Raw genomic sequence first — 22,727 nt, 5'->3', positions numbered from 1 at the left:
CAAGGGACGAGGTTATCGCGTTACCACCCAAATTCCATACAAAGTATGGCACTCAACGTACATAATTATACGCGTTTCGGGTAACGGTGAACAGCCGGTATTACTTACTTACTTCAGTAATACATCTAAGTGATGATTTTCAGATACTTTTGAATCATTGACTCTCAGCTTATGTCAACTCTCTGTGCATTCAATCAAGAATCCTACTCCTTCACTATCGTAGATTTATTTTTACTATAATAATCAATCTACGAGTGCTTGTCAATATATTACATACTATAAATTATGATTGGCGTTTACGACGTGATTCGAAAAGCATCAATAAACCCATACCAATCATGAGGAACATAAATCCTGGAAGGTCTGAAGCTCTACCCGTTGACGGTAAATGACTATCATCATTCGAATCATCTGTTTTTGAATTCGTTAATTCATCTCCGATACCCGGTTTATTATCTCCAGGTTTCGTTTCGGGTTTCTCATTCGTTGTTTCACCTGGCTTTTCTTCAGGTTTTACTTCTGGTTTCTCAGGTGTAATACCACCATTACCATTATTATCACCCTTCACAAGTTCAACAGTTTGTGTACGTGTTTGTCCGTTTTTCGGATTTAAATCAAATGTCAGTGATTTCACATCTGATGCTGATCGCATCATGATATCTTTATCTTTTAATACAATTTCCACATCCACCGTATCCACTGATTGAGATGGATCACTAACACTGACCGTTAGATTCCCGGTTTCATAATGGAATACATATGATCCCGGTTTGAGGTTTAGTTGTTTAATTGGAAGACCATCAAAGTCAAGGGATAGTTGATCTTCTTCAAAGACATTCACTGCAATAATTTGTTGATCTGCATCATACACAGCATGCATTGAAGCATCATTTCTCAAAATATGAATTGGATTTGCTTGACTCAATGACTTCGTTTCTGCTTGACTGTATTGCGGTAAAATCATCATTGCATAGGTATCATTGTCTGCTTTAGATGAATGGTTTTGTCGAATCGAAACAAAATCATTTTCATATTCCTTGTCATTACCAAACAATGTGTTAATCGATTGGTAGGTACCTTTACGCGTTTCATATTCAAACGTAATTGGTGCTTCTTCTAAGAAAACGTATCCAATTGCATCATCATGGTGTTTTGATTCGTAGTGAGCCCACATATTCGGTGTGACAGTCATTTCTTGTTGTGAGTCTGTCATGATTTTCCCATTAACTGAGAATTGATCACCGATGCGTGTATCAATAATACGATTTTCAAAAATCGTTTCAATTGTGTCTGGGGAGTTTCCTTGAATCTTGCTTCCCATTAACACAACTTTATCATTTAAAAAGAGATAAGATTTTTGTGCAGTAAGGTCTTGTTGGTTAAAGTTTGATTTATCTAAGTTCATCACAGCTGTACCATTAGAACCTTGCTCAACACCCCCTACAAAACTTTGTGGTGAAAGCAAGCGTTCGCCACTGCTTAATGCAAGCTCACGTGTATCTAAAGTTACACCTGGTAAACGGTATGGATTAACTGTTGGCCAATAACTTACACCAAATTGACGATCATCATGAGTATAAAGGTAATACATACCGTCTCCGGTGTACCATCCTTTTCCATTTTCACCACTGAATGATTCGAAGTTCGCAATACGATCTGAGTACATACTTAAACCTAAAGTATAGCGATCGTGATGTACGGCGACACGATCCATTGCAGAGAAAATTGAAACTTTCTTCTCAAGTTCCACAGGATCACTTTGCGTATTTAAAGCCTTCGTAATTTGTTCAGCATGTTTCATATCACGAACATGCTCAAGCGGATTAATCGCTTTCTCAATTTTTGGATACCAAAGAGCTGTAACACTTTCAACTTTGTCTCTAAATAAATCTGGAGCAATCTCACTTACAAAGAGCAAGTTACCCAGCATACTGAATCCACCACCATAAGCACTGGAGGATTTCATCAATTCTGGCGCGCGAGACATTCCGCGTCCTTGAACCATTGCCATAAGTTGACCTTCATGAAGCATACTGATAAACCCACGCTCTAATACAGGGAACAAGGTTTGATATGTAGATTCATCTAGTTTCCATGGACTTGGTTGCAGTAAGGTTAGAAGACTTGATACACCTTCTAGATATACAGAACCATAGCCTCCGGTATAAGGAATTGTTTTATGTTGAACCATCGAACCATCTTCATAGATACCATCTTCTGAAGTTGCCAGTTCAAACAAAGGCATGAGATCGTTTTGAAGTCTTTCGAGTTTAGTAACATCTTCACTTAATAAAGCAGTACCGAGTAAACTCATTGCTAAGTCTGTACGGTTCGCTCCAGTTGCGATATCCCCTTTTTTACTCATTTGATCAACAGCATTTGGAACATAACTTTCCACAACATGCACTAATGCTTCTAAACGTTCATGAGGGAGATAATCAGCAAGCAAAATTAAACTATCAGTAATTGCTTTCGCACTTCCAATTTGATAATCCCACCAGTTCCCCTCAAATACAGATTGATTTCCATTATAACTAAAGACTTTATAAAGGTGTTCCATCCCTGAAACGATTTCTTCATAAACATCTCTTTGTTGGTATAAAGCAGATTCCGGCATTTGATAGGCAAGTATCACTGCTTTAAGATTACGGAATTGTTTTGTCATATTTGAAGATTTTGTAGCACTCGTATTATCCCAAAGATCTTCTCGGTAATCGTTTGTTTTCTTCATACTACGATAGAGTGATTCACCCTCGCGAATGACTTTATCTTTAAACGAATCTTTAAGAGGACTTGAAATACTACTGTCTCCTATATATCGTTTTTGCCATTGATGAATCATTGATTGCATATCAGCATTTTTTTGAGACGGTGTAACTTCAACGTTAATTGTTTTTAAAACGTTGTTTCCAAATAATATTTGAACTTCTGTTACACCTTGTTTTTGCGGTAAGAGCAAGCCTTCCTCAGTCACATCCACAACACTTTTGTTTTTGGAAACAAAACTTAAGTCTTTATAGTTTGCATGCATTGGTGTCATTTCAAATTCAAAATAATGAAGTTGGTTTTCATCAAGTCGAATGGAATCGGATGCGACAGAGATTGACTGGATCGGTAATGAATTGGTATTTAAAACCGTCACGGTCATTTCATCATAAATACTTGAATCAAATGCTGAGCTTACACTAATTTTCGCGATTCCAGGTTTGAGTCCAACAATTGAACCTTGATCAACACGTACTATGGATTCATCACTTGATGACCATTCTAAAGTTTTTTGATTGATTGCATTCGGTTCAGTAACAACAGGAAGTAAAACTTTTTGATTCAATGCGATATCAAGTGCGTCATCATTTAATTGAATTGATGTTGCTCCTATTGGTTTTTCATAAAGCATCAAGTCATCCAGGAAATAAGACCCTTTCGTATTATGCATACGGAATACCGGTAAGATTTGTGTTGTTTTATCATCCGTCTTAAATTCAACTTTAAAACGAATCCATTGATCGGATGCATTAATAGTATCCGCATGAACAACGCCTGAATTTTTATTCGCTGTATATCCATCTACTTGTAAATTAATGCGCGCTTGTGCTGAATTTAATGTTTCAAGATCTTGAGTTTTAAACCAACCTTCGTATACATACGTTGTTTCGGGTTTCACATCATAACGTTTTTGTGGTTTGAAGAAACTTAAAGCACTTTGATCATTACGCGCTAAATTAATTTTCGCAGCATACGATCCGTCTTTAACATCGGATTTGACCATTTCCGCACTGTAATACGATGCATCTAAGTTTGAAGCTGAATATCGTTCAAAAACCCATGATTCAGGTTTTAAGTCTTGATCCCAAAAACCAACATCTTGATGCCAATTTCCAGCGCTTGTGTTGCCTTTGTTGGGTGCTTTGACGAGTTTTTCAAAGCTTCCATTTTCTAAAATATTTTTCGCAAATAGATTCGTATCTTTTGGAGCACGAACATTTACATTAATCTGTTTACTTAATCCACTTTTAGAATCAGAAACCGTGATGACACTGAGTCCTTCAGAAACTCCAGTCACAACACCTTGTGCATCAACGGTTGCGATTGCAAGATTACTGGATGACCATTCTAAACGATCAACAGGATAATCACTCGGTTCAACAACCGGTTTAATCACAGCTTGTGCTTGCGGTGCGAGTGTCATTTCATCTTGCACAACATTCAAATCTGTAAGTTTAATATCCGATGCGATTTCTTTTTCTTTCAGAGATATATTTTTTATTGAATAAGAACCTTTGATAAATGCGAATTTAAAGACGGGTAAGAAGTCTGTCGCAGACTCAATTTTAAATTCATGTTCAAAATCAGTCCATGTAGGTGCTGCAGGAAGTTCGAACTCGATTGATGGTTTAATCAAAGTATTTTGATTATATTGATCAATATTCAAGTTAACGACTGCTGGTTTACCATTCGCAATGATTTTAAAATCAGTTTTATAGGTCCCTTTCACAATATAAGTTGTATTGGGTTTTGCCTTGATTTTCTTCTCAGGTTTGAAAAAAGACATTGGTGTTTGGTATTGACTGTTTGACGAAGCAGTCATCACACCTTGATCTAGATCAGCCTTATATTGAGAACGATCGAGGGATGAGCTGCTGTAACGTTCAAACATCCATCCTTGTGGTTTAAGATCATTGGTCCAGAAACCAATATCTTTATTGTTTGTTTTGTTGCTTTCATCCATGGGCACAACATTTTCGGTCAATGAAAAATCAGAATTGACGAAATACTCAGCTGCTGAAGCGGGTTGCCCAACATCCAATGCTTCAATACGTTGTTGGGTTGGGAACAACGTAACGGTGAGAAGCAGCGTGAGTAAAAACATAACGGGTTTTCTCATAAATGTAACCTCTTTCTTTTCAAGGTGATTATAAGGTAAACCGGTTAGGTTGTCAATTGTTTTTAACATTAATCATAAAAAAACAGATTCTTATCGAATCTGTTTTATTTTATTTTTAAATAAGTTCTAAATCCTCGAGCTGCATAATAGGAATCTGCACCGTTATGATAAATAAATACTGTACCATAGCGGTAATCTCCAAATAAAGCACCTCCGAGATTACGGATTTTTGCGGGTGTCTCAATCCACGATGATGTTTTCTGATCAACGACATCATGATTTTGTAGAAAGCGGTAAAGTGTTTCATCCAATAAACGCACCCCTGCCTCCTGCGCAATTTGAACGGCACTACCGCTCGGTTTATTCTTCTTGCGTTGTTCTAAGGCTAAAGCGTCATAACACAAACTACGTCGCTCTACAGGACTTTCTGGAGCACAATCCATGTATATCCATGAACCGTCATCCAAAACAAACAAATCCGGTTCCCCTTGCGTTTCTTCCATCCATAAAAGCGAATCTAAAACGTGTGAATTTGACTGAATCCCTTCAAGAACATCATCCCAAGCAATGGTAGGATGACGATGTTCATTCATTTCAAACCGTTCTTGTAAACTTACAAGCAATTCCTTTTGATTCATCCAAACACTCCCTTTCTTCTACCGATTCATATCTTGATAATACATTAGTACTGATTTACGCGTAATAATCCCCATAAATTTATTACGATCATCCACAACAGGAACAAAGTTTTGATCTAAAATACGTTCTAAAACATAAGTTAGATCTACATCAATGGTTACTGGTGGATTCCAAGAATGACGCATAATATCTTTTAAATACACTTCTTCAACATCTTTCATGTCCGTTATTTGTTCACGAATTAAATACCAAAGAAAGTCACCTTCATTTATCGTTCCATAAAATTGACCATCTTCGGTAATTACAGGCATCGCAGTATAGCCATGGAACCTCATTTTCTCTAACGCTTGTCGAACACTTGCGGTATTTGTAATATATCCAATCAAGCCTTTAGGTTTTAATAAAAATGCAATACTTGTATAAGGTGCTTCATTTAAATGCTTTGAATTAATATTATTTAATGTTGTCATAATCCCATCCTTTTACACCCTTATTTTACCATGAGTTCCAAAGACGACCACCAAATCACATAACATTACACATTCCGTTTTAAAACCGCATCCATCCAATAAGGCGCATACGCTGATGTACATCCTTTGGCTACTTTCATATCTTTATAGACCGCAGATGCTTCACCAATCTCATAAGCTCTATCCACAAATTCAGAATAACCAAAGCCAATCTCACATAAAGCTCGATTCATCATCCATTGCGTTAAGGGATGCGCACGAACTAAATGCACTTCAATCTCATCCAATAAAGCCATGAGTTCAAGCTCTTTTTTCTGCTTTCGCTTAATTGCATCCACAACAAAGGTCCAATAAACACGCCCTAAATGATCTGCAGTCTCAAACTTCAAACGCTCAACCCACACATCTTTATCTTGTGAGAAAACAAGACATCGAAAAATAAGGTCCTCCTGAAGCGTCATTACCTGAATCTCATTGAGAAATTTAAATACGGTCACTTCATCCAGCTCATTGGGATCAAAAAGAAGTACCGCAAGCAATTGATAATCAATAATGTTAAGTTCCCATAAAGATAAAGCTAATTGGTGGTCCTTCCCAATTTCTTTTGCCAATTTGCGCATAATTCCTAAGGGAACTCCCACTGTTTTATCATTCGCACCTTGTTTCATCAAGGTCTTACGTCGACTCTCATTTTTAAAAACATCTAAATACAAAACAACGGATTCAACGGTCCACGTTTTCATATCATCACCTCTAGAATCTATTATAACGTCTAATTATTATTTTGACGCTTCTAACGACCCGAGACATTCTATTGTTGATTTATTTAATGAAAGTCGTATGCTTATTAAAAAAGGAGTCTTTATGTCGAAAACAATGAAACGCATTCTCGCTGTCATTATATCTCTAACAGTTCTCTTGGCTTACTTCTATATATGCGCCCAAGCACCTGATATTACACGTTATACTTCAAAGTATAATCCCGCCATCAGCCAAGATGAAAATATGAATGCATGGCTTCGTGGCTACCTTCGTACTCATCAATCAAAACTCAATCAAAAAGCTCCCTTGATTGATTATAAAATCGAAGCTTTAAAATCGATGGATCCAGTAGCTGAAGAGCAAGGTTGGTGGATCTTTGATGTGAAACTTTCAACCGAAGCAACAAGACGCCCGGATAAACTTTTTAAAACCTTGCCCTTACAAAATAACATGCACTACGAATACCATTTAATTCTATATATGAATTTGGAAAATGATGTACTGAGATATCATAACGATATGACTGAAAAAACCTATAAGGAAAAGCATTTCCCTACAACCCCGGATTACGAAACAGATCCTCAAGCATCTTTTTATGATGATCAGAATATGTTTTTGCGTATACGCGAAAATGAAGACAGTCCTTGGATTGAAACCCCGGTAGAATCAGATGACTTCACTACATCTACTCAAGGTCATTTTCAAGAAGACAAACGTATCTTCAGTTCAAAAGACCATCATGAAGTTTTAAATAAGAAAGATGGCAAGGTTATCGTAACTGCAACGGTGGATGGAGGCGCAAACTGGTCCTCAACAACCATCTTTTATGAACCCCCATTATCAATTATTACTGCCGCTTATCTCGATTTCGTGAATGAAACAGGCATTCTTGCCTTGTCCAGTCATGTCGCATTAAACTCAGAAATTGTAAGTTATCATTATACTTTGGATAATGGTAAAACATGGAATTCACAACCCATCCCAAACTATACCAACAAGATAACTGATGCATCCCTAAGTGGCCCTAAAACACTATGGGTAACCCAACCCAATTCGCCACACCTTTATCGAAGTAATGATTACGGTGAAACCTTTAATGAAGTTATTCTTTCAGCACAAACACTTAACGATACCGCTATCGACTGGAATGATATCTTTGTCCAAGCAACAGCACCACAACGAGAGGATCATCAACTTAAAGTCCGCATCACCCAAAATAATGGAGACTACCAAAAAAATGCTGATGCGGTCTTTATCAGTACCGATAATGGCGATACGTGGACCTTTAGCGAATACATCATTCCACCTAAAGTTTTTTTAAGCTATTATCCAAAGAATGTGAGGAGTAATCCTGCAGCAACTGCAGAACCGATGACACCTGCAACATTAGGACCCATTGCATGCATGAGTAAAAAGTTTGATGGATCTGCTTTTTGACCCTCAACTTGTACAACACGTGCAGCCATTGGAACTGCAGAAACCCCTGCAGCACCAATCATTGGGTTGATTTTATCTTTAATAAAGAGATTCATTATTTTAGCAACAATAACCCCTGATGCGGTTCCCACAGCAAAGGCTACAAGTCCTAAAGCAATGATCCCTAAAGTTTGTGTATTAAGGAAGGTTTCAGCATTCGCCGTTGCACCAACTGTCATTCCTAAGAAAATTGTGATGGTATACATCAAAGGATTCTTAGCTGTTTCAACAAGATTTGGAACAACACCGACTTCTTTTATTAAGTTTCCAAACATCAACATCCCCACTAGAGGTGCAGCACTTGGAACGATAAGTGACACTAAGATCGTAACAACAATCGGGAAGAGAATTTTTTCTTTTTTAGACACTTCACGAAGTTGAACCATTTTAATTTCGCGCTCTTCTTTTGAAGTTAAAGCACGAATGATTGGCGGTTGTATGACGGGTACAAGCGCCATATAGGAGTAAGCAGCAACTGCAATAGGCCCCAATAAATGTGGTGCCAATTGACTTGTTAAGTAAAGGGCTGTTGGTCCATCAGCACCTCCAATAATTCCAATACTGGATGCTTCCATCACATTAAATCCAAGTGCAATTGCACCTAAGAAAGCGAAGAAAATTCCAAACTGTGCAGCAGCACCCAGAATTAAACTTTTAGGGTTTGAAAGCAACGGACCAAAATCGGTAGCCGCCCCAACTCCCATAAAAATCAGTGGTGGGAAAAGACCAAGGTGAACCCCTTGATAAAGAAGGTTTAAAACACCACCTTCTTCCATAACCCCTGATAACGGTAAATTTGCAAGCAACATACCAAATGCAATTGGAATGAGTAAATAAGGCTCATATCCCTTTTTAATCGCAAGAAATAACAGTGTGCATGCGATAACAATCATCACAAATTGCCCTAAGGTCATAGCAGCAAAACCCGTTTGATTTAAGAAATCAAATAGAATATTTAACATATCTTAACCTCGGTAGGTCAACAAGTCTTGACCATTATCGACTACTTGTTTTTCGGAAACAAGCACTTGATCAATCACACCATCCTGATCGGCTACAATTTCATTTTCAAGTTTCATTGCTTCAATAACCATCACGGCTTGACCTTTTGAAACAGATTGTCCTGGTTTCACAAGAACACTAAGTACAGATCCTTGAATCGGTGCTTTTAATGCAGAGCCAGAACCGCTTAATGAGACTGGTGTTGACACTGTTGGTTCAAAATCGCCAACTTTTTCAATTTCAACCTCATAAACTTTTCCATCTATAGATACTTTATATTTTTCCATTCATATCTCCCTTCTACTTAACTCTCTTAATTGATTTAATACGAATATTTTGAGACTCGTTTTCTTGAGCTAAACAGCTCACAACAAGTTTCGCAACAAGACGATGTTCTTCATCATTATCTTCAATTCTTTGTTCTATTGGCGCTTCCGGTTTATCAAACTTCGACAACACCGCTGTAAATACTTGAAGTACAAGCGCTAAAAGTAAAAGAATAACAAACACAACAAGCATTGAAAATAAACTCACAGTTAATCCATCTAAAAATGTAAATGTTGGACTCATTTCACAGCTCCTCCATCAAACATCTTGAATTCAATGAATTCAGGACGTGCTTTAGGTTCTTCACCTTCTAAAATAGCATTTTGAGGGAAAAGAATATAGGATAACACTTCTTCTTCTAAAGCTTCACGACCTAATTTTGATTCAAGTTCAATTTTACTTGCTTCATAAACACTTGGCATGGATTCAACAGGTTGTTTTTCAACACGTTTTTCATCTTTCAAGATAAGATTGATAATGTCCTCGTTAACAGGACCTGGGAATGTGCCATAAAGACCCATAGCATAATCTTTAATTTCCTTTGGTACCATTTTATAACGGGTGCCTGTTAAGACATTCAAGACCGCTTGTGTCCCTACCATTTGTGACAGGGGTGTTACTAGCGGTGGATAACCCAAATCTTCACGAACTTTTGGAATTTCTTTAAGAACTTCTTCGTAACGATCGGATGCACCTTGATCTTTTAACTGACTCATTAAATTACTGAGCATTCCACCAGGAACTTGATACGTTAAAATATTGGGATTAATCATTAATGCTTTCGCAGGATATTGACCGCTTGCAATGTATTTCGTTGCAAGTTCATTTGCTTCTTCGTATGCGCCTTGTAATGCAGTGTGGGTAAGTGTAGTTTCACGATTTGTGACATGTGCAGTTTCAAGTAGTGTTTCCAATGCAATATGGGATGTGCCATTTGAAAATGGTGAAATACAACCATCTACAATATCAACACCTGCCTTCATCGCTTGTTCAAAAACAAGACTTGAAAGACCTGTTGTTGCATGTGAATGAAGGTTAATTGGAACATCAAGTTCTTCTTTTAAACGCTTCACAAGTTCAAAGGTTACATCCGGTAATAAAATTCCCGCCATATCTTTGATACAAATCGAGTCCGATCCAGCTTCAACCAACTGTTTTGCATAAGTAACATAATAATCAATATTATGAACAGGACTTACCGTATAAGAGATTGCACCTTGACAGTGTCCACCATGTTTTTTAATAAAGTAAATTGCATTCTTTACATTTTCGATATCATTCAAAGCATCAAATACACGAATAATATCAATCCCATTTTCAAGACTTAGACGAATAAATCGTTCTAACGTATCGTTATCATAATGGTGATATCCTACAATGTTTTGACCTCGTAACAACATCGAAAACGGTGTATTGGGTGCAACGCGTTTCATATCTCTTAAATTTTGCCATGGACTACGCTTAAAGAAACGAAGTGCACCATCAAAGGTAGCACCACCCCAAACTTCAATCGCATTCAGACCTACTTGGTCCATCTCGGCTAAAATTTTAAGGATGTCTTCATGTTCCATACGTGTTGCAAGTAACGACTGATTTCCATCACGTACCGTTACATCATTAATTTTAATTGTTTGCATAGATCTCCTTTCTGAACTATTGCATTACGGAATGAAAGAGAGACTTTGAAGTCTCTCTCTTTCATTCATTCATTACATAAAGATTGAGAATAATATGGATCCGATGATGAGCACGATCGCCCCACCAAGACGGGATGATAATTGTGCATAAGCCATCAGTCCCATACGGTCTCCAGCTCCAAGAACAGCAAGGTCTCCAGAACCACCACGGTTCGCCATACATAAACCAGCTGTAATCGCTGCATCAATTGGGTAGAATCCTACGAACCAACCAACGATAGCGGAACCAAGTGTTGCTCCTACAACAATTGCAAGGGCAAGAATAACGTTACTGAATGATAATGCACGAGCAAGTTCACCAAGGTCTAAATCAACACCAACTCCAACCATGATAATTAATACAAGGTATTTTGAGAAGAATGATTGAAGACGTTTTGCACCTTCACGAATATTTTGAGGTACAACACCTGTTGCAGCTAAGATAACTACAAAGATAATCATGTAAGCAAGGTTATGAATCTTAACACCAAAGATACTTGGTAAGATTAATTTACTCATTAAGAAACCAAAACCAAAGCAAGCAAGTCCTAATACAAGTCCAGCAGCAACATCTTGAAGTGTTGGATCATATTTTTCATCTTCTTTAACAAGTTCTTCAGATTCGTTACGTAAGATTGTGCTCTTATTACCTGTTAAGTTCGGACGTAATTCACCAAGACGGTCAAGTAATGATGCCATCATGATTGCAAAGATATTTGCGACTGTAAGAATAATGATAGCGAATTGGTAGTAGTTTTCACTTGGAAGACCGGTAACATCCGCATACATTTGTGATAGCGGAACTGCTCCACCACCATTACCACCACCCATTACAGGTAGAACGTAGTTTAAGATAATATCTTGTGGTGCTTTTCCGAAGAAAATTCCAACAACTGAAGCAAGTAAGAATGCTCCTAATAATCCACCAAGGATTGCAGGAATATATCCTACAAAGCTCTTAAGTAAAACTTTACGATCAAGTGATAAAACACTTCCGGTAATTAATACAATAATAAATAAGTTTAAGAAGTTTACTTTTTCAGTAAAGTTTCCAATTGATTCTACATATACTTCTGGAAGAATATTGAAGTATACCATTGCGGATGTTCCTAAGAACGCAAGAACAATTCCTCCCCCAACATATTTATTCCAAATTGGGATACGGTTACCAATCTCATAAAGTGGAATACCGATTGTAAACATAACTAATAGTGTTGCAGGCATATCGGTTCCGAATGTTTCTGTAAAGATTCCGAGTGCACCGATTGCAAGGATTGCTAGCATAATTGGCCATTGAATCCCGTAAAACTTAAGTTGTTTTTTCTCTGACATAATGTCCCCCTAGATGTTTTTTACTTGACGAATCACGTCAATAAGTGTTCCATCGCGATATTCTACTAACGCTACGACTTTATCCTCAAACTCAATGTCTGCAGGTTCCCCTACAATGTCGTATGCAATATCACGTAATTCTTCAATTGTAACTAATGGTAAATCTGTTTTCTTAAGTGCTTCAAGAATATCAGGTCTTGCAGGATTGACTGCAACCCCATAATCAGTAACAAGAATATCAACACTTTCTCCAGGTGTTGTTACAGATGTTACGGATGTACGTACGGTCGCTAAACGACCACGAACTAATGGTGAAACAATAATACAGCACTTAGCCCCTGCTGATGTATCAACATGGCCTCCTGGTGCTCCTTGAATGGTACCATCGGAACCAACAACAACGTTAACATTAAAATCAACGTCAATTTCAAGTGCTCCAAGAATAACATAATCTAACTTATTAACATATGCTCCCTTATTTAATGGGTTTGCATACTCAGAAGTTGAAATTTCAAAATGATTTGGTGTTTCATGAACAGATTCAACACTAGCGATATCAAAATCTTGTGTATCCGCAATTGCATGAATATAACCTTCTTTAAGCATATCTACCATAGGTTTTACGATACCACCTAAAGCAAAGCTCATTTTAATATTTTGTTCTTCCATTGGTTGTTTTAAAAATTGTGTTACCGCTAAACTTGCACCACCAGCTCCAGTTTGGAAGGAGAAGCCGTCTTTAAACCATGGTGTGTTTACAACACATTTGGTTGCATATTCTGCAATCATTAATTCTCGTGGATCCTGTGTCATGCGAATTGCATTTCCTGCAATTTTTGATGAGTCTCCAACTTTATCAACCTCAACAACATAATCAACATCAATTCCTTTAATTGAATATGGATTGTTTGGATATGGCACAAGTGTATCTGTAATGACGACAACTTTATCAGCGTAACGTGCATCAACATCAGAGTAGCTTAGAACACCACAATCTGCTTTTCCACCTTTACCTGAAGCATTTCCGTATACATCACTGGTTGGTGCTCCAATAAAGGCAACATCAATTTTAACTTGTCCAGTTTCAATTGCACGAACACGACCACCGTGTGAACGAATTAATGCTGGATTTTTAAGTTTTCCTGCAGAAATTGCATCCCCAATTTCATCACGAACACCTGAAGATGAAATGGTTGTAATCGTACCATCTTCAATTAATGGAACAATTGAAGCATGTGCTTTCCCTAAAGAAGAAGCGCAAAGATAGAGATCCTTAATTCCCATATCTTTAATTACTTCAAAGACCATTGCCGCAATGTAATCACCGTTTCTAAAGTGGTGATGGAATGAAATACACATACCATCTTTAAGGCCTACTTTTTCAATGGCTTCACGAATGGAAGCTAAAACCTTTGAATCATGTGGGTTTACTTGAGCTTTAATGGTTGGTGCAGCTTTTGTATACTCATAATTATCACGATAATATTGACCTTGGAAGGCTTCAACACCATCTACTAGAAATTCATCAGGAATTATACGATTTACTTTGTTTTTCATATTAAATCCCCCTTATATACGCCTGCTGCTTGAGCGAGTTCAAGGGTACGTTTTGCCCCTTCAACGTGAGCAACGTCAACCATTTGTCCATCAACAATAAGAACTCCAATACCTTTCGCAGCACTTTCCTTAACACCTTCTACGATATGTAGAGCATGTTCGATTTCTTTTTGAGTTGGTGTAAAGACTTTATGGATTGTCGCAATTTGTCTTGGTGAGATAATTGACTTCCCATCAAATCCCATATCTTTAACCAATCGTGTTTCTTTTTCAAGACTATCGAAATCATTAAGGTCTGTATGTACCGTATCAAATGCCATAATGCCTGCAGCACGTGCTGCGATCACAAGCATCGATCGAGCCATAAAGAGCTCTTCTCCTGTTTTAGTACGTGTTGCACGCATGGTACGTGTAAAGTCACCTGCACTTAATGCAACCCCCATCATACGTGGACTTGCTGTACAGATTTCATATGCGTTGATAACTCCAAGTGGTGATTCAATGGCTGCCATTAACATTGTTGATCCCACTTCACGACCGAATTCTTTTTCTGCTTCCGCCATTAAGCGTTCCACATCATAGATTTCTTCTTTAGTTTCGGTCATTGGTAAACGAATTCCTTCGCAACCGCCTGCAATCGCTGCACGAATATCTTCATGATAATACGTTGTTGTTGCGGGATTAATACGAACCCAACGTTCTACACCATGATAATCCACTGATTTTAATGTGTGGTAAAGTTGAACACGTGCTGAATCTTTTTCACTTTCTGAAACAGCATCTTCTAAGTCTAAAATGACACAATCTGGCTTGTAAACATAAACATCTTTCACAAGTGAAGCACGTTGTGCATTTAAGAACATCATCGTACGTCTAATTCTATTTTTCATAATTTAGACCCCCAAGGTAGGTTATCGACTGTATCGCTTGCACGAAGAACAGCAGTTTGTACGCGTGCTTTGATTGTACAATCTAAAGCACCTTGATCTTGAACGACAATTTTCGCATCTTTGACTTCCAATGTGTCTAAGACTTCATGAACCGTTTCAAGAATTTGAGCGCCATATTGTTTTATGACACTACTGTTTAATTCTACAGAGACTCCATCTGTAGAAGGTTCCACCATAACTTGTACATCACTTGATTCTAATGTACCAGCTATTGCGCTGTGTTTTATTTCCATTTCTTCTCCTTCCTCCTAAATCACAAACATCACACTTGTAACATAGGTTCCTGTACTTAATTAATACCATATGGCAAACGCTTACATCAAGGGTTAGGGTCCTTAAAGAACATTCAAAAAACACTTATGAAACAAAACTTTGGTATGCTATTATTGAATTGTGAAGAAAAGGAGATTATTATGATTAAAAAACTCTATATCAAATCAAATCCAAGCGTTAAGGAAAAATGGTTAAACCTCTTAATGCAAGAAGGCATTCGAGAGGAATCTACCTTAGATGAGACTTACGGATATTATAATGAAGAAGACGAACTGATTGCGACAGCATCACGATATCAAAATGTTATCAAGTGCGTCGCGGTAGATTCGACGTATCAAGGTGGATCACTCTTTAATGAAATCATTTCTCATGTCATGAATCAAAATGTACAAGAAGGGTTCTTTAAACATTATGTTTATACAAAACCAGGGTGCAAGAAAGGTTTTGAATATCTCGGCTTTCATGAGATTGAATCTGTAGATCATACACTTGTTTTTATGGAGAAAGCTATCACAGGTTTTGATGCTTTTATTAAAAACCTTGAATCTTTAAATCAAAATGAGCCCAACACTGCCGCAATCGTCATGAATGCCAACCCATTCACCTTGGGTCATCAATTTCTGGTAGAAAAAGCAGCTTCAGAAAGTAAGTTCGTTTATGTTTTTGTTTTAAGTGAAGAAATGAGTGCATTTAAAGCAGCACAACGTATCGAACTTGTGCGTCAAGGAACTGCACATCTTAAAAATGTGAAGGTCCTTCCAACTGAAAATTATATGGTTTCAAGCGCTACCTTCCCTTCTTACTTTTTAAAAGAAGATGATGATGTGACCTTTGTCCAAGCACGACTTGATGCCCGTGTATTTGCGCACCACATCGCTCCAGCCCTAAACATAACCAAACGTTATGTCGGTTCTGAACCGTTTTCAAATGCCACAAACATCTATAATGAGGCCTTACAAGAAGAATTTAAGGGAAAACTTGATTTAGAAATTGTCGATCGTATCGGAAATGATGAGAGTATTATTTCCGCAACCAAGGTCCGTTCACTGCTTGCTGAAGAAAACCTTGATGCCGTGCGACACTTTGTCCCAGAAACAACCTTTGCGTTTTTTATCAGTGAAGAAGGCAAACAGGTAATCGCGTCATTAAAAGGAGCTTAATGTATGAATGAAGTAACTTTAGAAGCAATGCTTGATGCCCGTGAAAAACGTGTACAAACAATCGCTGAACTCAAAAAACAATTTCCTACCCAATCAATCATCAGTTTTAAACTGAATATTCCAGGTCCTACTAAATCAACGCCCAATTATCAGTGGGCATTCAAGCAAGGAATCTTTGAATTGGATCAATTCGCGAAATGTTATGACTGCCAACTTAAAAATCATACTGGTCCTGAAGCTTATTACATCAGTGATTTAAAAGCTGAAGCGGTGAAAGAAGCTATGGTCAACCTGGAAGATACACATCCGCTTGGTCGCCTTTTCGATCTTGATGTCGAGGGCATCAATCGTAAAGATCCGGGGATTGCACCGCGTAAATGTCTTATTTGTGATGATGATGCACATGGATGCAGCCGAAGTCGCAAGCATACCCTTGATACCGTAATCGATACAATCAATACCCTCATCGAAAACGTGAAATCGTCACAATAAACACTAAAAAAACACCCTATTGTAAACTCTTTGTTATTTCAAGTTTACAATAGGGTGTTTTTATGTTAATCTTCAATCGCAAAGGAGGATGCTATGAAAACCAAGACAGTCCTAGATTTACTCATTGAAAACCAGGATTCATTTGTGAGCGGCGAACAGATTGGTGACCTACTTCATATGACTCGAGCCAATGTATGGAAAGAAGTAGATAAACTTCGAAAAAAAGGCTATACCATTAATTCTGTTCGAAACCGAGGTTACCAATACGTCGATAACGCAAACAATCTATCCAGTGCTGAAATTCGAAACAACATGAAAAACAGTTTTGTGGAGGATATTCGCTGTTATGACAGCATTCCTTCGACGAATTCTCTCGCAAAAGAAATGATTCCCGATCAATTCAAAGACCCATTTCTCATTGCAACTGATCATCAGAGTGAGGGTCGTGGGCGTCGTGGGCGAACCTTTTATTCTCCATCCAAAAACGGTATTTACATAAGTCTTGCCTTAGTACCTACTTTATCTCTTGAGGACACCCAACTAATTACCATAATCGCTGCGGTTGCAGTTAAAAAAGCCTTGAAGATGCTTTATCAACTTGAAGTTGATATTAAATGGCTCAACGACATCTACTTAGATGGTAAAAAGCTTGCCGGGATACTCACCGAAGGAGAAATTGTTTTAGAAAGCAATCAATACCGTTATCTCATTTTAGGTATTGGACTCAATGTTTTCCATGATTCAAATCTTCCTCAGAACCTCAATGAAATTTATACATCACTCGATCAACACATCAAAAGAGACATTGATCGCAATAAACTCATTGCAACCATTACAGACTGTTTCTTCAGCCTCTATGAAAAATTCCCAGATAATCGTCAAACCATCATTGACGATTATCGCTCATCATGCTTTATCATCAATCAATACATTTATATCAATCAAGACTTCTCACAACGGTTTTACGTCAAGGACATTGATGAAAAAGGTCAACTCATTATAAATGATAAAGACCAAAATATCCGTACATTAAACTCAGGAGAAGTAAGCATTCAAGGAGAAACACATTATGAAGGTTAAAGATCTTGCATTATCATCTCTATTTTCTGTATTTATCATTATTGGATCGATGATTAAAATTCCAATTCCATATGTACCCTTTACGTTGCAAGTCCTTGCAATATGTTTGAGTGCCTTGTTATTAACACGTAAACAAGCCGTAATGGCAGTATTCATTTATATTATAATGGGGCTCATCGGTTTACCCGTATTTGCTGGTGGGATGTCTGGACCCAATATTGTAATGTCGCCCACATTCGGCTTCATTCTAGGTTTTATTCCAATGGTTTATATCATTAACACTTTATACCATAAATTACCTAAAAATCGCCGTTTCCTCGCCTTTGTATCTGGAGAAATCATCCTATATACACTAGCACTTCCAATTCTTTATTTTAATCTCAAAACCTACCATGGGATTACATTACCCATTTCAAAATTATTTATTTCATATTGTTTCATGTTTGTTCCCACCGACGTGTTATCAATGACGCTTAGTGCATTCATCACAGCGCGTATGCCCGAACACATAAAAAACAAAAAGGATGCCTAAACAGCATCCTTTAATCTATGGTCACGATACATTTGAATAAAAATACTTAGTGCCAGCAAATCTGCGGTTCCACCCGGACTTAAATTTCTTTTGATAAATTCATGATTCATTTGTACGAGGTGCTCGTCCAAATCGTTGAAACTGCTAGAAGCCATCGATTTCCCATACTTAAGGCCTTCGATTCCACCGCGTTTAACCATATTGGTATCATTATTAGATTGCATCAATGCAAGAAGTGCTTTCTTTCGCGCAAGCACGTGATCATCTTCAGAATCTAAAATGGGTAACGCAAACTCAAATACATGAGGTATTCCTGCCTCGACCTCACCCCGTATTCCAGTAAAACCATAGTCTCGATACATACGTTCTCCATGTGTTCTATAATCTGTAAGAGATGCAAGCTCCGCATCAACAAGGCCCGAGGTCATCTGCTGAATTCCTTCGCGAAGTATCTTTAAATCTGGTGTTTTTAGATAGGCAATCGCAGCAATTACCACACCATAAAGAAAATTTGCTCCTTTGTGCGTATTAACATTCTCCGTTGCACGAAACATCGCTTTTTCATTTTCAATACCTACGTTTCGAATCACATCGAAAAGTTCAGGCAGTGAACCGTGGTGATGAAATCCTGCTTCAAAATACGCTTCAAATCCAGGAACAAGCGCAAAACAACTCTCTAAAAACATATTATAATCCATATCATCATGCGATCCTGAATCCAAAGGATCAACCAATCCTGGTTTCGGATATAAACTCACTTCTAAAATTAATGACTTTAAAGCTAGCAAAACAATTTCATTTTTTTTCATATTGTAATTGACGGTCCATTTCTAAGAGAATAAAATCTCGAGATTCCAGAAGATGTTCCGTAATCACCATTTGAACTTGTTCGACATCATTATTTTTTAAACATCTAAAAATAAGACGGTGTTCATGAAGCGCTTTAGCACGACGACTATCTGCTTTTAATGAAATATCTCGGAAACGAATGATATAATCCCGAAGTCGATTTTGAATCGTCTCCAATCGAGGCATTTCCGCAAATCGATAAATCATCGTATTAAACTCTTTAGACATCGCAATAACCTTATCAACATCCCCTACAACTTGTGCCGCTTCAGTTTCCGTTAATAACGCTTCCATGACAGATTCACGTTCTGGTGTCATTAGTCGCATAGCATTAGTTGTTGCTAAGATATCTAAAGCCGTACGGATCTGGTAGATTTCATACACATCCTCATGAGTAAACGTTGTAACAACAATCCCATAATTTGGTACATATTGAACAATTTCTTCATTTTGAATGCGGTGCAATGCTTCACGAATCGGCGTACGACTCACATTTAAAGCCTGTGCATAATGTTTCTCATTAATCCGTTCTCCCATTGGAATCACACCATGAATAATTGCCGATCGCAATCCTTCATAGATAATTTGATTCAGGGGTAGATTTTGATTTAGATCAATCATACTTATGACATCACTCATATAATCTCTCATCATTACCTCCTTCTGTTTAAAATACCTATTTAAGTCCATTATATGAAGAAACAACTTAAATGTATACATTATAAACACTTAAAAAACACTATGAAATCCTTGTGCAGTTTTCATGTCTTATGACCTAAGATTTCATTCATTTTTATTATACCTTAAGAATTCAGGCGTAAAAGTGAAAAATGCGTATATATTTGATAATTTCTATCAGTTTATATTACAAATATCGAGACATGATAGACAAAAGACACCTGTAATAAAGGTGTCTTTTGTCTATTCGAGTAAAAACTTAAATTAAATTTAGTTAACGCGATTTGCTGTTGTACCAGTTTCCAAGATTTCAAGAACTGATGTTAATGCAAATTCCATAATATTACGCACAGAAACATCTGTATAGTGAGCAATATGTGGCGTAAATAGGATTTTCTCGTGATTCAATACTTCTAAGAATAGTTCATCTTCAATTGTTTGATTTGAGAAGTCTTTTGGAATAAATGGACTTTCGTTTTCATAAGTATCCAAGGCAGCACCTGCAAGATGACCTTGATTAAGTGCCTCGATTAATGCTTTTGTATCTACAACTGATCCACGAGCAGCATTAATAAAGTATGCATTTGGTTTAAACTTACGGAACATTTCAGCATTAAATTGATGATGATTATCTTTTGTTGCAGGAACATGAAGACTCACAACATCTGAGATTGAAACAAGTTCTTCTACCGAATCAACATAGGTAACATATTGTTTTGCTTCTTCATTTTGATATACATCAAATGCAAGCACTTTAGCACCGAAAGCACTGAATAATTCCGCAGACTTACGACCAATATGACCTGTACCAACTACCCCTATAGTCATCTCTTTTAAAAGACCTGCACGAATTTGTGGTTGCCAACGGAAATCATGTTGACGTGTTTTTTCTTCAATAACACGTAGTTTACGAATCAAACTTAAAGCAGAAGTCACGCTAAATTCCGCAATGGACTCTGGTGAGTAACTTGGTACGTTTGTAATGATTAATCCATTTTCTGTAGCTAAATCAAGATCATAGTAATCAAACCCAGCACTACGTTGTGCAATTTGTTTAATACCGTAACCCTTTAAGATTGAATACATTTCTGGCTCTAATTTTGTATTTTGACTAGTAGATAATCCATCAAAACCTTCTACCATATGGATGTTGTCCATTGATAATTGACCTTCAGCCATTGTAACTTCAACACTATTACGTTTAGCCCAATCAAGTGTCAGTTCGCGCTCTTCTTCACGAACATTAAATACGATAAATTTATACATAGCTTATGCTCCTTCTGTTAGTTATTTTCCTGAATTAAATGTAAAGATTTCATTTTTATAGAGATCCATTTTTGTAAAGATTGTATGTGTAACCATTGCAATCCCTAATGGAACAACTAAGTATTGAACAAGTAAGATAATAATTCGCACAACAGGTGTTGCAGTCATAAAGCTATAAGCATTAATTGGACCTGCAAGGCCTGTAATTCCAAAACCAGCTGATGCTGTTGTACCTTGAATTTGGAAAATGTAAGCAACAACGCCTGTTACTGCCGCATTAATTGCGATAGGTAAAGACATAATTGGATTTTTTAAGTAATTAGGCATCAACATTTTCGGACCTGCAAAGAATAGTGCAAATGTTGTACCTTTGTTATTAACTTTAGATGAACCGTAAGCAAGTGTAAATACAGTAGCTGCAATCCCAACGTTTGCTGCTCCCGAACCAAGACCTGCAAGCGAAATTGCATATGCAATCGCAACAGTTGATAACGGTGTAACGATAATTAACGCAAAACATACAGCAATCAGAATCATCATTAAGAGCGGTTGTAACGTTGTAAAGTTCGCAATTAATGATCCTAATAAACCTGTGATCTTACCAACATAAGGTAATGTTAATAAACCGATAAATCCAGGAATAACACCTCCAATGATTGGTGTAATAACGATTGCTAGGTTCGGAATACGGTTGTTATACCAACGAATGATTAAGATTGCGACTGCAACAGTAAGCATTGTATTGATTAAATCCCCTGTACCTTTTAAAACCCATGCACCTTCAACAAGACGTGCAGCACCACTACCAATAAATGCAGCTCCAATAACAGAAGCCATTTGAAGGCCATTTAATTTAAACTCAAGAGATGAAAACATCCCTACTAATACAGGTACTGTAAACTGAATTGCGAATACAATCCCCGCTAATGTTGCAAATACTGCAAAGTGGCTTCCTAAAGCCTTAAAAATTTCTCCAAATATTGCATTAGGAATCAAACCAACAACGATCCCCATCGCTGCTCCTTGTAAAATCTTATTCATAAAATCTTTGGAATTCATTTTCTCCATAATTTCCCCTTCTAAGTTGTGAATCAAATAACAACTAGTGTAAAGTGATATTATCATGCACTAAAATGACTGTCAATTAACTCTCCACACATTCTTAATATTATATATTTTAATCAAAATTCGTCATTTTCAAGCAGATTGACTTAAAACCCACTCTTTAGTTAATCAAATGATTATATTTTTGATGATATGGTTAGATTCTTAAGATTTTAGAGCTTCACATCATGCACCACTTGTGAATTATTTCGTTTAT

At 37.2% G+C, this 22,727-nt stretch carries 21 protein-coding genes and 1 other annotated feature (1 of these 22 cut by a window edge); of the genes, 5 read left to right on the top strand and 16 right to left on the bottom strand.

Features of this window, described 5'->3' with window-relative positions:
- Positions 1-230, bottom strand: a binding site (T-box leader); it reaches 1 nt to the left of the window's first position.
- Between the two features lie 53 nt (positions 231-283).
- From LLS04_RS07055 to LLS04_RS07040, 4 genes are all read right to left on the bottom strand, one after another.
- Positions 284-4,885 carry a polysaccharide lyase family 8 super-sandwich domain-containing protein gene (locus LLS04_RS07055; RefSeq protein ID WP_323611003.1) on the bottom strand — a complete coding sequence of 1,534 codons (4,602 nt, stop codon included), beginning with the start codon at positions 4,883-4,885 and terminating at the stop codon, positions 284-286.
- Between the two features lie 104 nt (positions 4,886-4,989).
- Positions 4,990-5,523 carry a DUF4256 domain-containing protein gene (locus LLS04_RS07050; protein ID WP_323611002.1) on the bottom strand — a complete coding sequence of 178 codons (534 nt, stop codon included), beginning with the start codon at positions 5,521-5,523 and terminating at the stop codon, positions 4,990-4,992.
- Between the two features lie 18 nt (positions 5,524-5,541).
- On the bottom strand, positions 5,542-5,994 hold the full coding sequence (locus tag LLS04_RS07045; RefSeq protein ID WP_323611001.1) for a CBS domain-containing protein: 453 nt from the start codon (positions 5,992-5,994) through the stop codon (positions 5,542-5,544).
- A 65-nt stretch (positions 5,995-6,059) separates the two neighbouring features.
- Positions 6,060-6,737, bottom strand: a complete 678-nt coding sequence (locus LLS04_RS07040; RefSeq protein ID WP_323611000.1) for a DNA alkylation repair protein — start codon at positions 6,735-6,737, stop codon at positions 6,060-6,062.
- 121 nt (positions 6,738-6,858) lie between these two features.
- On the opposite strand from LLS04_RS07040, the gene LLS04_RS07035 reads away from it, so the two are divergent.
- Entirely contained in the window at positions 6,859-8,193 is a 1,335-nt protein-coding gene (locus LLS04_RS07035) for a WD40/YVTN/BNR-like repeat-containing protein (protein WP_323610999.1), read from the top strand.
- Here the strand turns inward: LLS04_RS07035 and LLS04_RS07030 are convergent.
- From LLS04_RS07030 to citD, 8 genes are all read right to left on the bottom strand, one after another.
- Positions 8,082-9,194, bottom strand: coding sequence for a sodium ion-translocating decarboxylase subunit beta (locus tag LLS04_RS07030; protein ID WP_003773449.1), 1,113 nt, complete (start codon positions 9,192-9,194; stop codon positions 8,082-8,084). The two genes, LLS04_RS07035 and LLS04_RS07030, sit on opposite strands and share 112 nt — an antisense overlap.
- A 3-nt stretch (positions 9,195-9,197) precedes the next feature.
- Positions 9,198-9,521 carry a biotin/lipoyl-containing protein gene (locus tag LLS04_RS07025; RefSeq protein ID WP_323610998.1) on the bottom strand — a complete coding sequence of 108 codons (324 nt, stop codon included), beginning with the start codon at positions 9,519-9,521 and terminating at the stop codon, positions 9,198-9,200.
- A gap of 13 nt (positions 9,522-9,534) precedes the next feature.
- Positions 9,535-9,804 carry an OadG family transporter subunit gene (locus LLS04_RS07020; RefSeq protein WP_323610997.1) on the bottom strand — a complete coding sequence of 90 codons (270 nt, stop codon included), beginning with the start codon at positions 9,802-9,804 and terminating at the stop codon, positions 9,535-9,537.
- Complete coding sequence (locus LLS04_RS07015; RefSeq protein ID WP_323610996.1) at positions 9,801-11,198, bottom strand: pyruvate carboxylase subunit B; 1,398 nt, start codon at positions 11,196-11,198, stop codon at positions 9,801-9,803. Before LLS04_RS07015 ends, LLS04_RS07020 begins: the two co-directional genes overlap by 4 nt.
- Before the next feature lie 72 nt (positions 11,199-11,270).
- A complete protein-coding gene (locus tag LLS04_RS07010; protein ID WP_003773437.1) occupies positions 11,271-12,569 on the bottom strand; it encodes a 2-hydroxycarboxylate transporter family protein in 1,299 nt (432 codons plus the stop codon).
- A gap of 9 nt (positions 12,570-12,578) precedes the next feature.
- The gene (citF, locus tag LLS04_RS07005; RefSeq protein ID WP_003773434.1) at positions 12,579-14,126 is read right to left on the bottom strand and encodes a citrate lyase subunit alpha; all 1,548 of its coding nucleotides are present in this window, start codon (positions 14,124-14,126) and stop codon (positions 12,579-12,581) included.
- Positions 14,123-15,016, bottom strand: coding sequence for an aldolase/citrate lyase family protein (locus LLS04_RS07000; RefSeq protein WP_323610994.1), 894 nt, complete (start codon positions 15,014-15,016; stop codon positions 14,123-14,125). The genes citF and LLS04_RS07000 overlap by 4 nt, the downstream gene beginning before the upstream one ends.
- Positions 15,013-15,309 (bottom strand): citrate lyase acyl carrier protein, encoded by a 297-nt coding sequence (citD, locus tag LLS04_RS06995; RefSeq protein WP_003773429.1) that lies wholly within the window; start codon positions 15,307-15,309, stop codon positions 15,013-15,015. Before citD ends, LLS04_RS07000 begins: the two co-directional genes overlap by 4 nt.
- Before the next feature lie 180 nt (positions 15,310-15,489).
- On the opposite strand from citD, the gene citC reads away from it, so the two are divergent.
- From citC to LLS04_RS06975, 4 genes are all read left to right on the top strand, one after another.
- On the top strand, positions 15,490-16,509 hold the full coding sequence (gene citC / locus LLS04_RS06990; RefSeq protein ID WP_323610993.1) for a [citrate (pro-3S)-lyase] ligase: 1,020 nt from the start codon (positions 15,490-15,492) through the stop codon (positions 16,507-16,509).
- 3 nt (positions 16,510-16,512) lie between these two features.
- The gene (citX, locus tag LLS04_RS06985; protein WP_323610992.1) at positions 16,513-17,001 is read left to right on the top strand and encodes a citrate lyase holo-[acyl-carrier protein] synthase; all 489 of its coding nucleotides are present in this window, start codon (positions 16,513-16,515) and stop codon (positions 16,999-17,001) included.
- Between the two features lie 93 nt (positions 17,002-17,094).
- Entirely contained in the window at positions 17,095-18,081 is a 987-nt protein-coding gene (locus LLS04_RS06980) for a biotin--[acetyl-CoA-carboxylase] ligase (RefSeq protein ID WP_323610991.1), read from the top strand.
- Positions 18,071-18,613, top strand: coding sequence for a biotin transporter BioY (locus LLS04_RS06975; protein WP_323610990.1), 543 nt, complete (start codon positions 18,071-18,073; stop codon positions 18,611-18,613). The genes LLS04_RS06980 and LLS04_RS06975 overlap by 11 nt, the downstream gene beginning before the upstream one ends.
- On the opposite strand, the gene citG is transcribed toward LLS04_RS06975, so the two are convergent.
- The 4 genes from citG to LLS04_RS06955 all read right to left on the bottom strand — a co-directional run bounded on the left by citG (position 18,610) and on the right by LLS04_RS06955 (position 22,474).
- Positions 18,610-19,422, bottom strand: coding sequence for a triphosphoribosyl-dephospho-CoA synthase CitG (gene citG / locus LLS04_RS06970; protein WP_323610989.1), 813 nt, complete (start codon positions 19,420-19,422; stop codon positions 18,610-18,612). The two genes, LLS04_RS06975 and citG, sit on opposite strands and share 4 nt — an antisense overlap.
- Positions 19,409-20,113 carry a GntR family transcriptional regulator gene (locus tag LLS04_RS06965; RefSeq protein WP_323610988.1) on the bottom strand — a complete coding sequence of 235 codons (705 nt, stop codon included), beginning with the start codon at positions 20,111-20,113 and terminating at the stop codon, positions 19,409-19,411. Before LLS04_RS06965 ends, citG begins: the two co-directional genes overlap by 14 nt.
- Before the next feature lie 297 nt (positions 20,114-20,410).
- Positions 20,411-21,406 (bottom strand): D-2-hydroxyacid dehydrogenase, encoded by a 996-nt coding sequence (locus tag LLS04_RS06960; protein ID WP_323610987.1) that lies wholly within the window; start codon positions 21,404-21,406, stop codon positions 20,411-20,413.
- 21 nt (positions 21,407-21,427) lie between these two features.
- Positions 21,428-22,474 carry a PTS transporter subunit IIC gene (locus tag LLS04_RS06955; protein WP_003773416.1) on the bottom strand — a complete coding sequence of 349 codons (1,047 nt, stop codon included), beginning with the start codon at positions 22,472-22,474 and terminating at the stop codon, positions 21,428-21,430.
- Positions 22,475-22,727 lie beyond the last annotated feature (253 nt).

The organism is Erysipelothrix enhydrae, assembly GCF_035066605.1.
Taxonomy (GTDB): Bacteria; Bacillota_I; Bacilli_A; order Erysipelotrichales; family Erysipelotrichaceae; genus Erysipelothrix; species Erysipelothrix amsterdamensis.
Note: the sequence above shows the minus strand (reverse complement) of the source record. Positions and strands in the feature narration are given on the sequence as shown.

What these genes read in the sequence shown, in the direction of transcription:
- LLS04_RS07050 (WP_323611002.1), bottom strand. Translation starts at nt 5,523, where the DNA reads ATGAATCAAAAGGAATTGCTTGTAAGTTTACAAGAACGGTTTGAAATG.
- LLS04_RS07055 (WP_323611003.1), bottom strand. Translation starts at nt 4,885, where the DNA reads ATGAGAAAACCCGTTATGTTTTTACTCACGCTGCTTCTCACCGTTACG.
- LLS04_RS06955 (WP_003773416.1), bottom strand. Translation starts at nt 22,474, where the DNA reads ATGGAGAAAATGAATTCCAAAGATTTTATGAATAAGATTTTACAAGGA.
- LLS04_RS06975 (WP_323610990.1), top strand. Translation starts at nt 18,071, where the DNA reads ATGAAGGTTAAAGATCTTGCATTATCATCTCTATTTTCTGTATTTATC.
- citC (WP_323610993.1), top strand. Translation starts at nt 15,490, where the DNA reads ATGATTAAAAAACTCTATATCAAATCAAATCCAAGCGTTAAGGAAAAA.
- LLS04_RS07020 (WP_323610997.1), bottom strand. Translation starts at nt 9,804, where the DNA reads ATGAGTCCAACATTTACATTTTTAGATGGATTAACTGTGAGTTTATTT.
- LLS04_RS06965 (WP_323610988.1), bottom strand. Translation starts at nt 20,113, where the DNA reads ATGAGAGATTATATGAGTGATGTCATAAGTATGATTGATCTAAATCAA.
- LLS04_RS06980 (WP_323610991.1), top strand. Translation starts at nt 17,095, where the DNA reads ATGAAAACCAAGACAGTCCTAGATTTACTCATTGAAAACCAGGATTCA.
- LLS04_RS07035 (WP_323610999.1), top strand. Translation starts at nt 6,859, where the DNA reads ATGTCGAAAACAATGAAACGCATTCTCGCTGTCATTATATCTCTAACA.
- LLS04_RS07010 (WP_003773437.1), bottom strand. Translation starts at nt 12,569, where the DNA reads ATGTCAGAGAAAAAACAACTTAAGTTTTACGGGATTCAATGGCCAATT.
- LLS04_RS07015 (WP_323610996.1), bottom strand. Translation starts at nt 11,198, where the DNA reads ATGCAAACAATTAAAATTAATGATGTAACGGTACGTGATGGAAATCAG.
- LLS04_RS07040 (WP_323611000.1), bottom strand. Translation starts at nt 6,737, where the DNA reads ATGAAAACGTGGACCGTTGAATCCGTTGTTTTGTATTTAGATGTTTTT.
- LLS04_RS07045 (WP_323611001.1), bottom strand. Translation starts at nt 5,994, where the DNA reads ATGACAACATTAAATAATATTAATTCAAAGCATTTAAATGAAGCACCT.
- LLS04_RS06960 (WP_323610987.1), bottom strand. Translation starts at nt 21,406, where the DNA reads ATGTATAAATTTATCGTATTTAATGTTCGTGAAGAAGAGCGCGAACTG.
- citX (WP_323610992.1), top strand. Translation starts at nt 16,513, where the DNA reads ATGAATGAAGTAACTTTAGAAGCAATGCTTGATGCCCGTGAAAAACGT.
- citF (WP_003773434.1), bottom strand. Translation starts at nt 14,126, where the DNA reads ATGAAAAACAAAGTAAATCGTATAATTCCTGATGAATTTCTAGTAGAT.
- LLS04_RS07000 (WP_323610994.1), bottom strand. Translation starts at nt 15,016, where the DNA reads ATGAAAAATAGAATTAGACGTACGATGATGTTCTTAAATGCACAACGT.
- LLS04_RS07025 (WP_323610998.1), bottom strand. Translation starts at nt 9,521, where the DNA reads ATGGAAAAATATAAAGTATCTATAGATGGAAAAGTTTATGAGGTTGAA.
- citG (WP_323610989.1), bottom strand. Translation starts at nt 19,422, where the DNA reads ATGAAAAAAAATGAAATTGTTTTGCTAGCTTTAAAGTCATTAATTTTA.
- LLS04_RS07030 (WP_003773449.1), bottom strand. Translation starts at nt 9,194, where the DNA reads ATGTTAAATATTCTATTTGATTTCTTAAATCAAACGGGTTTTGCTGCT.
- citD (WP_003773429.1), bottom strand. Translation starts at nt 15,309, where the DNA reads ATGGAAATAAAACACAGCGCAATAGCTGGTACATTAGAATCAAGTGAT.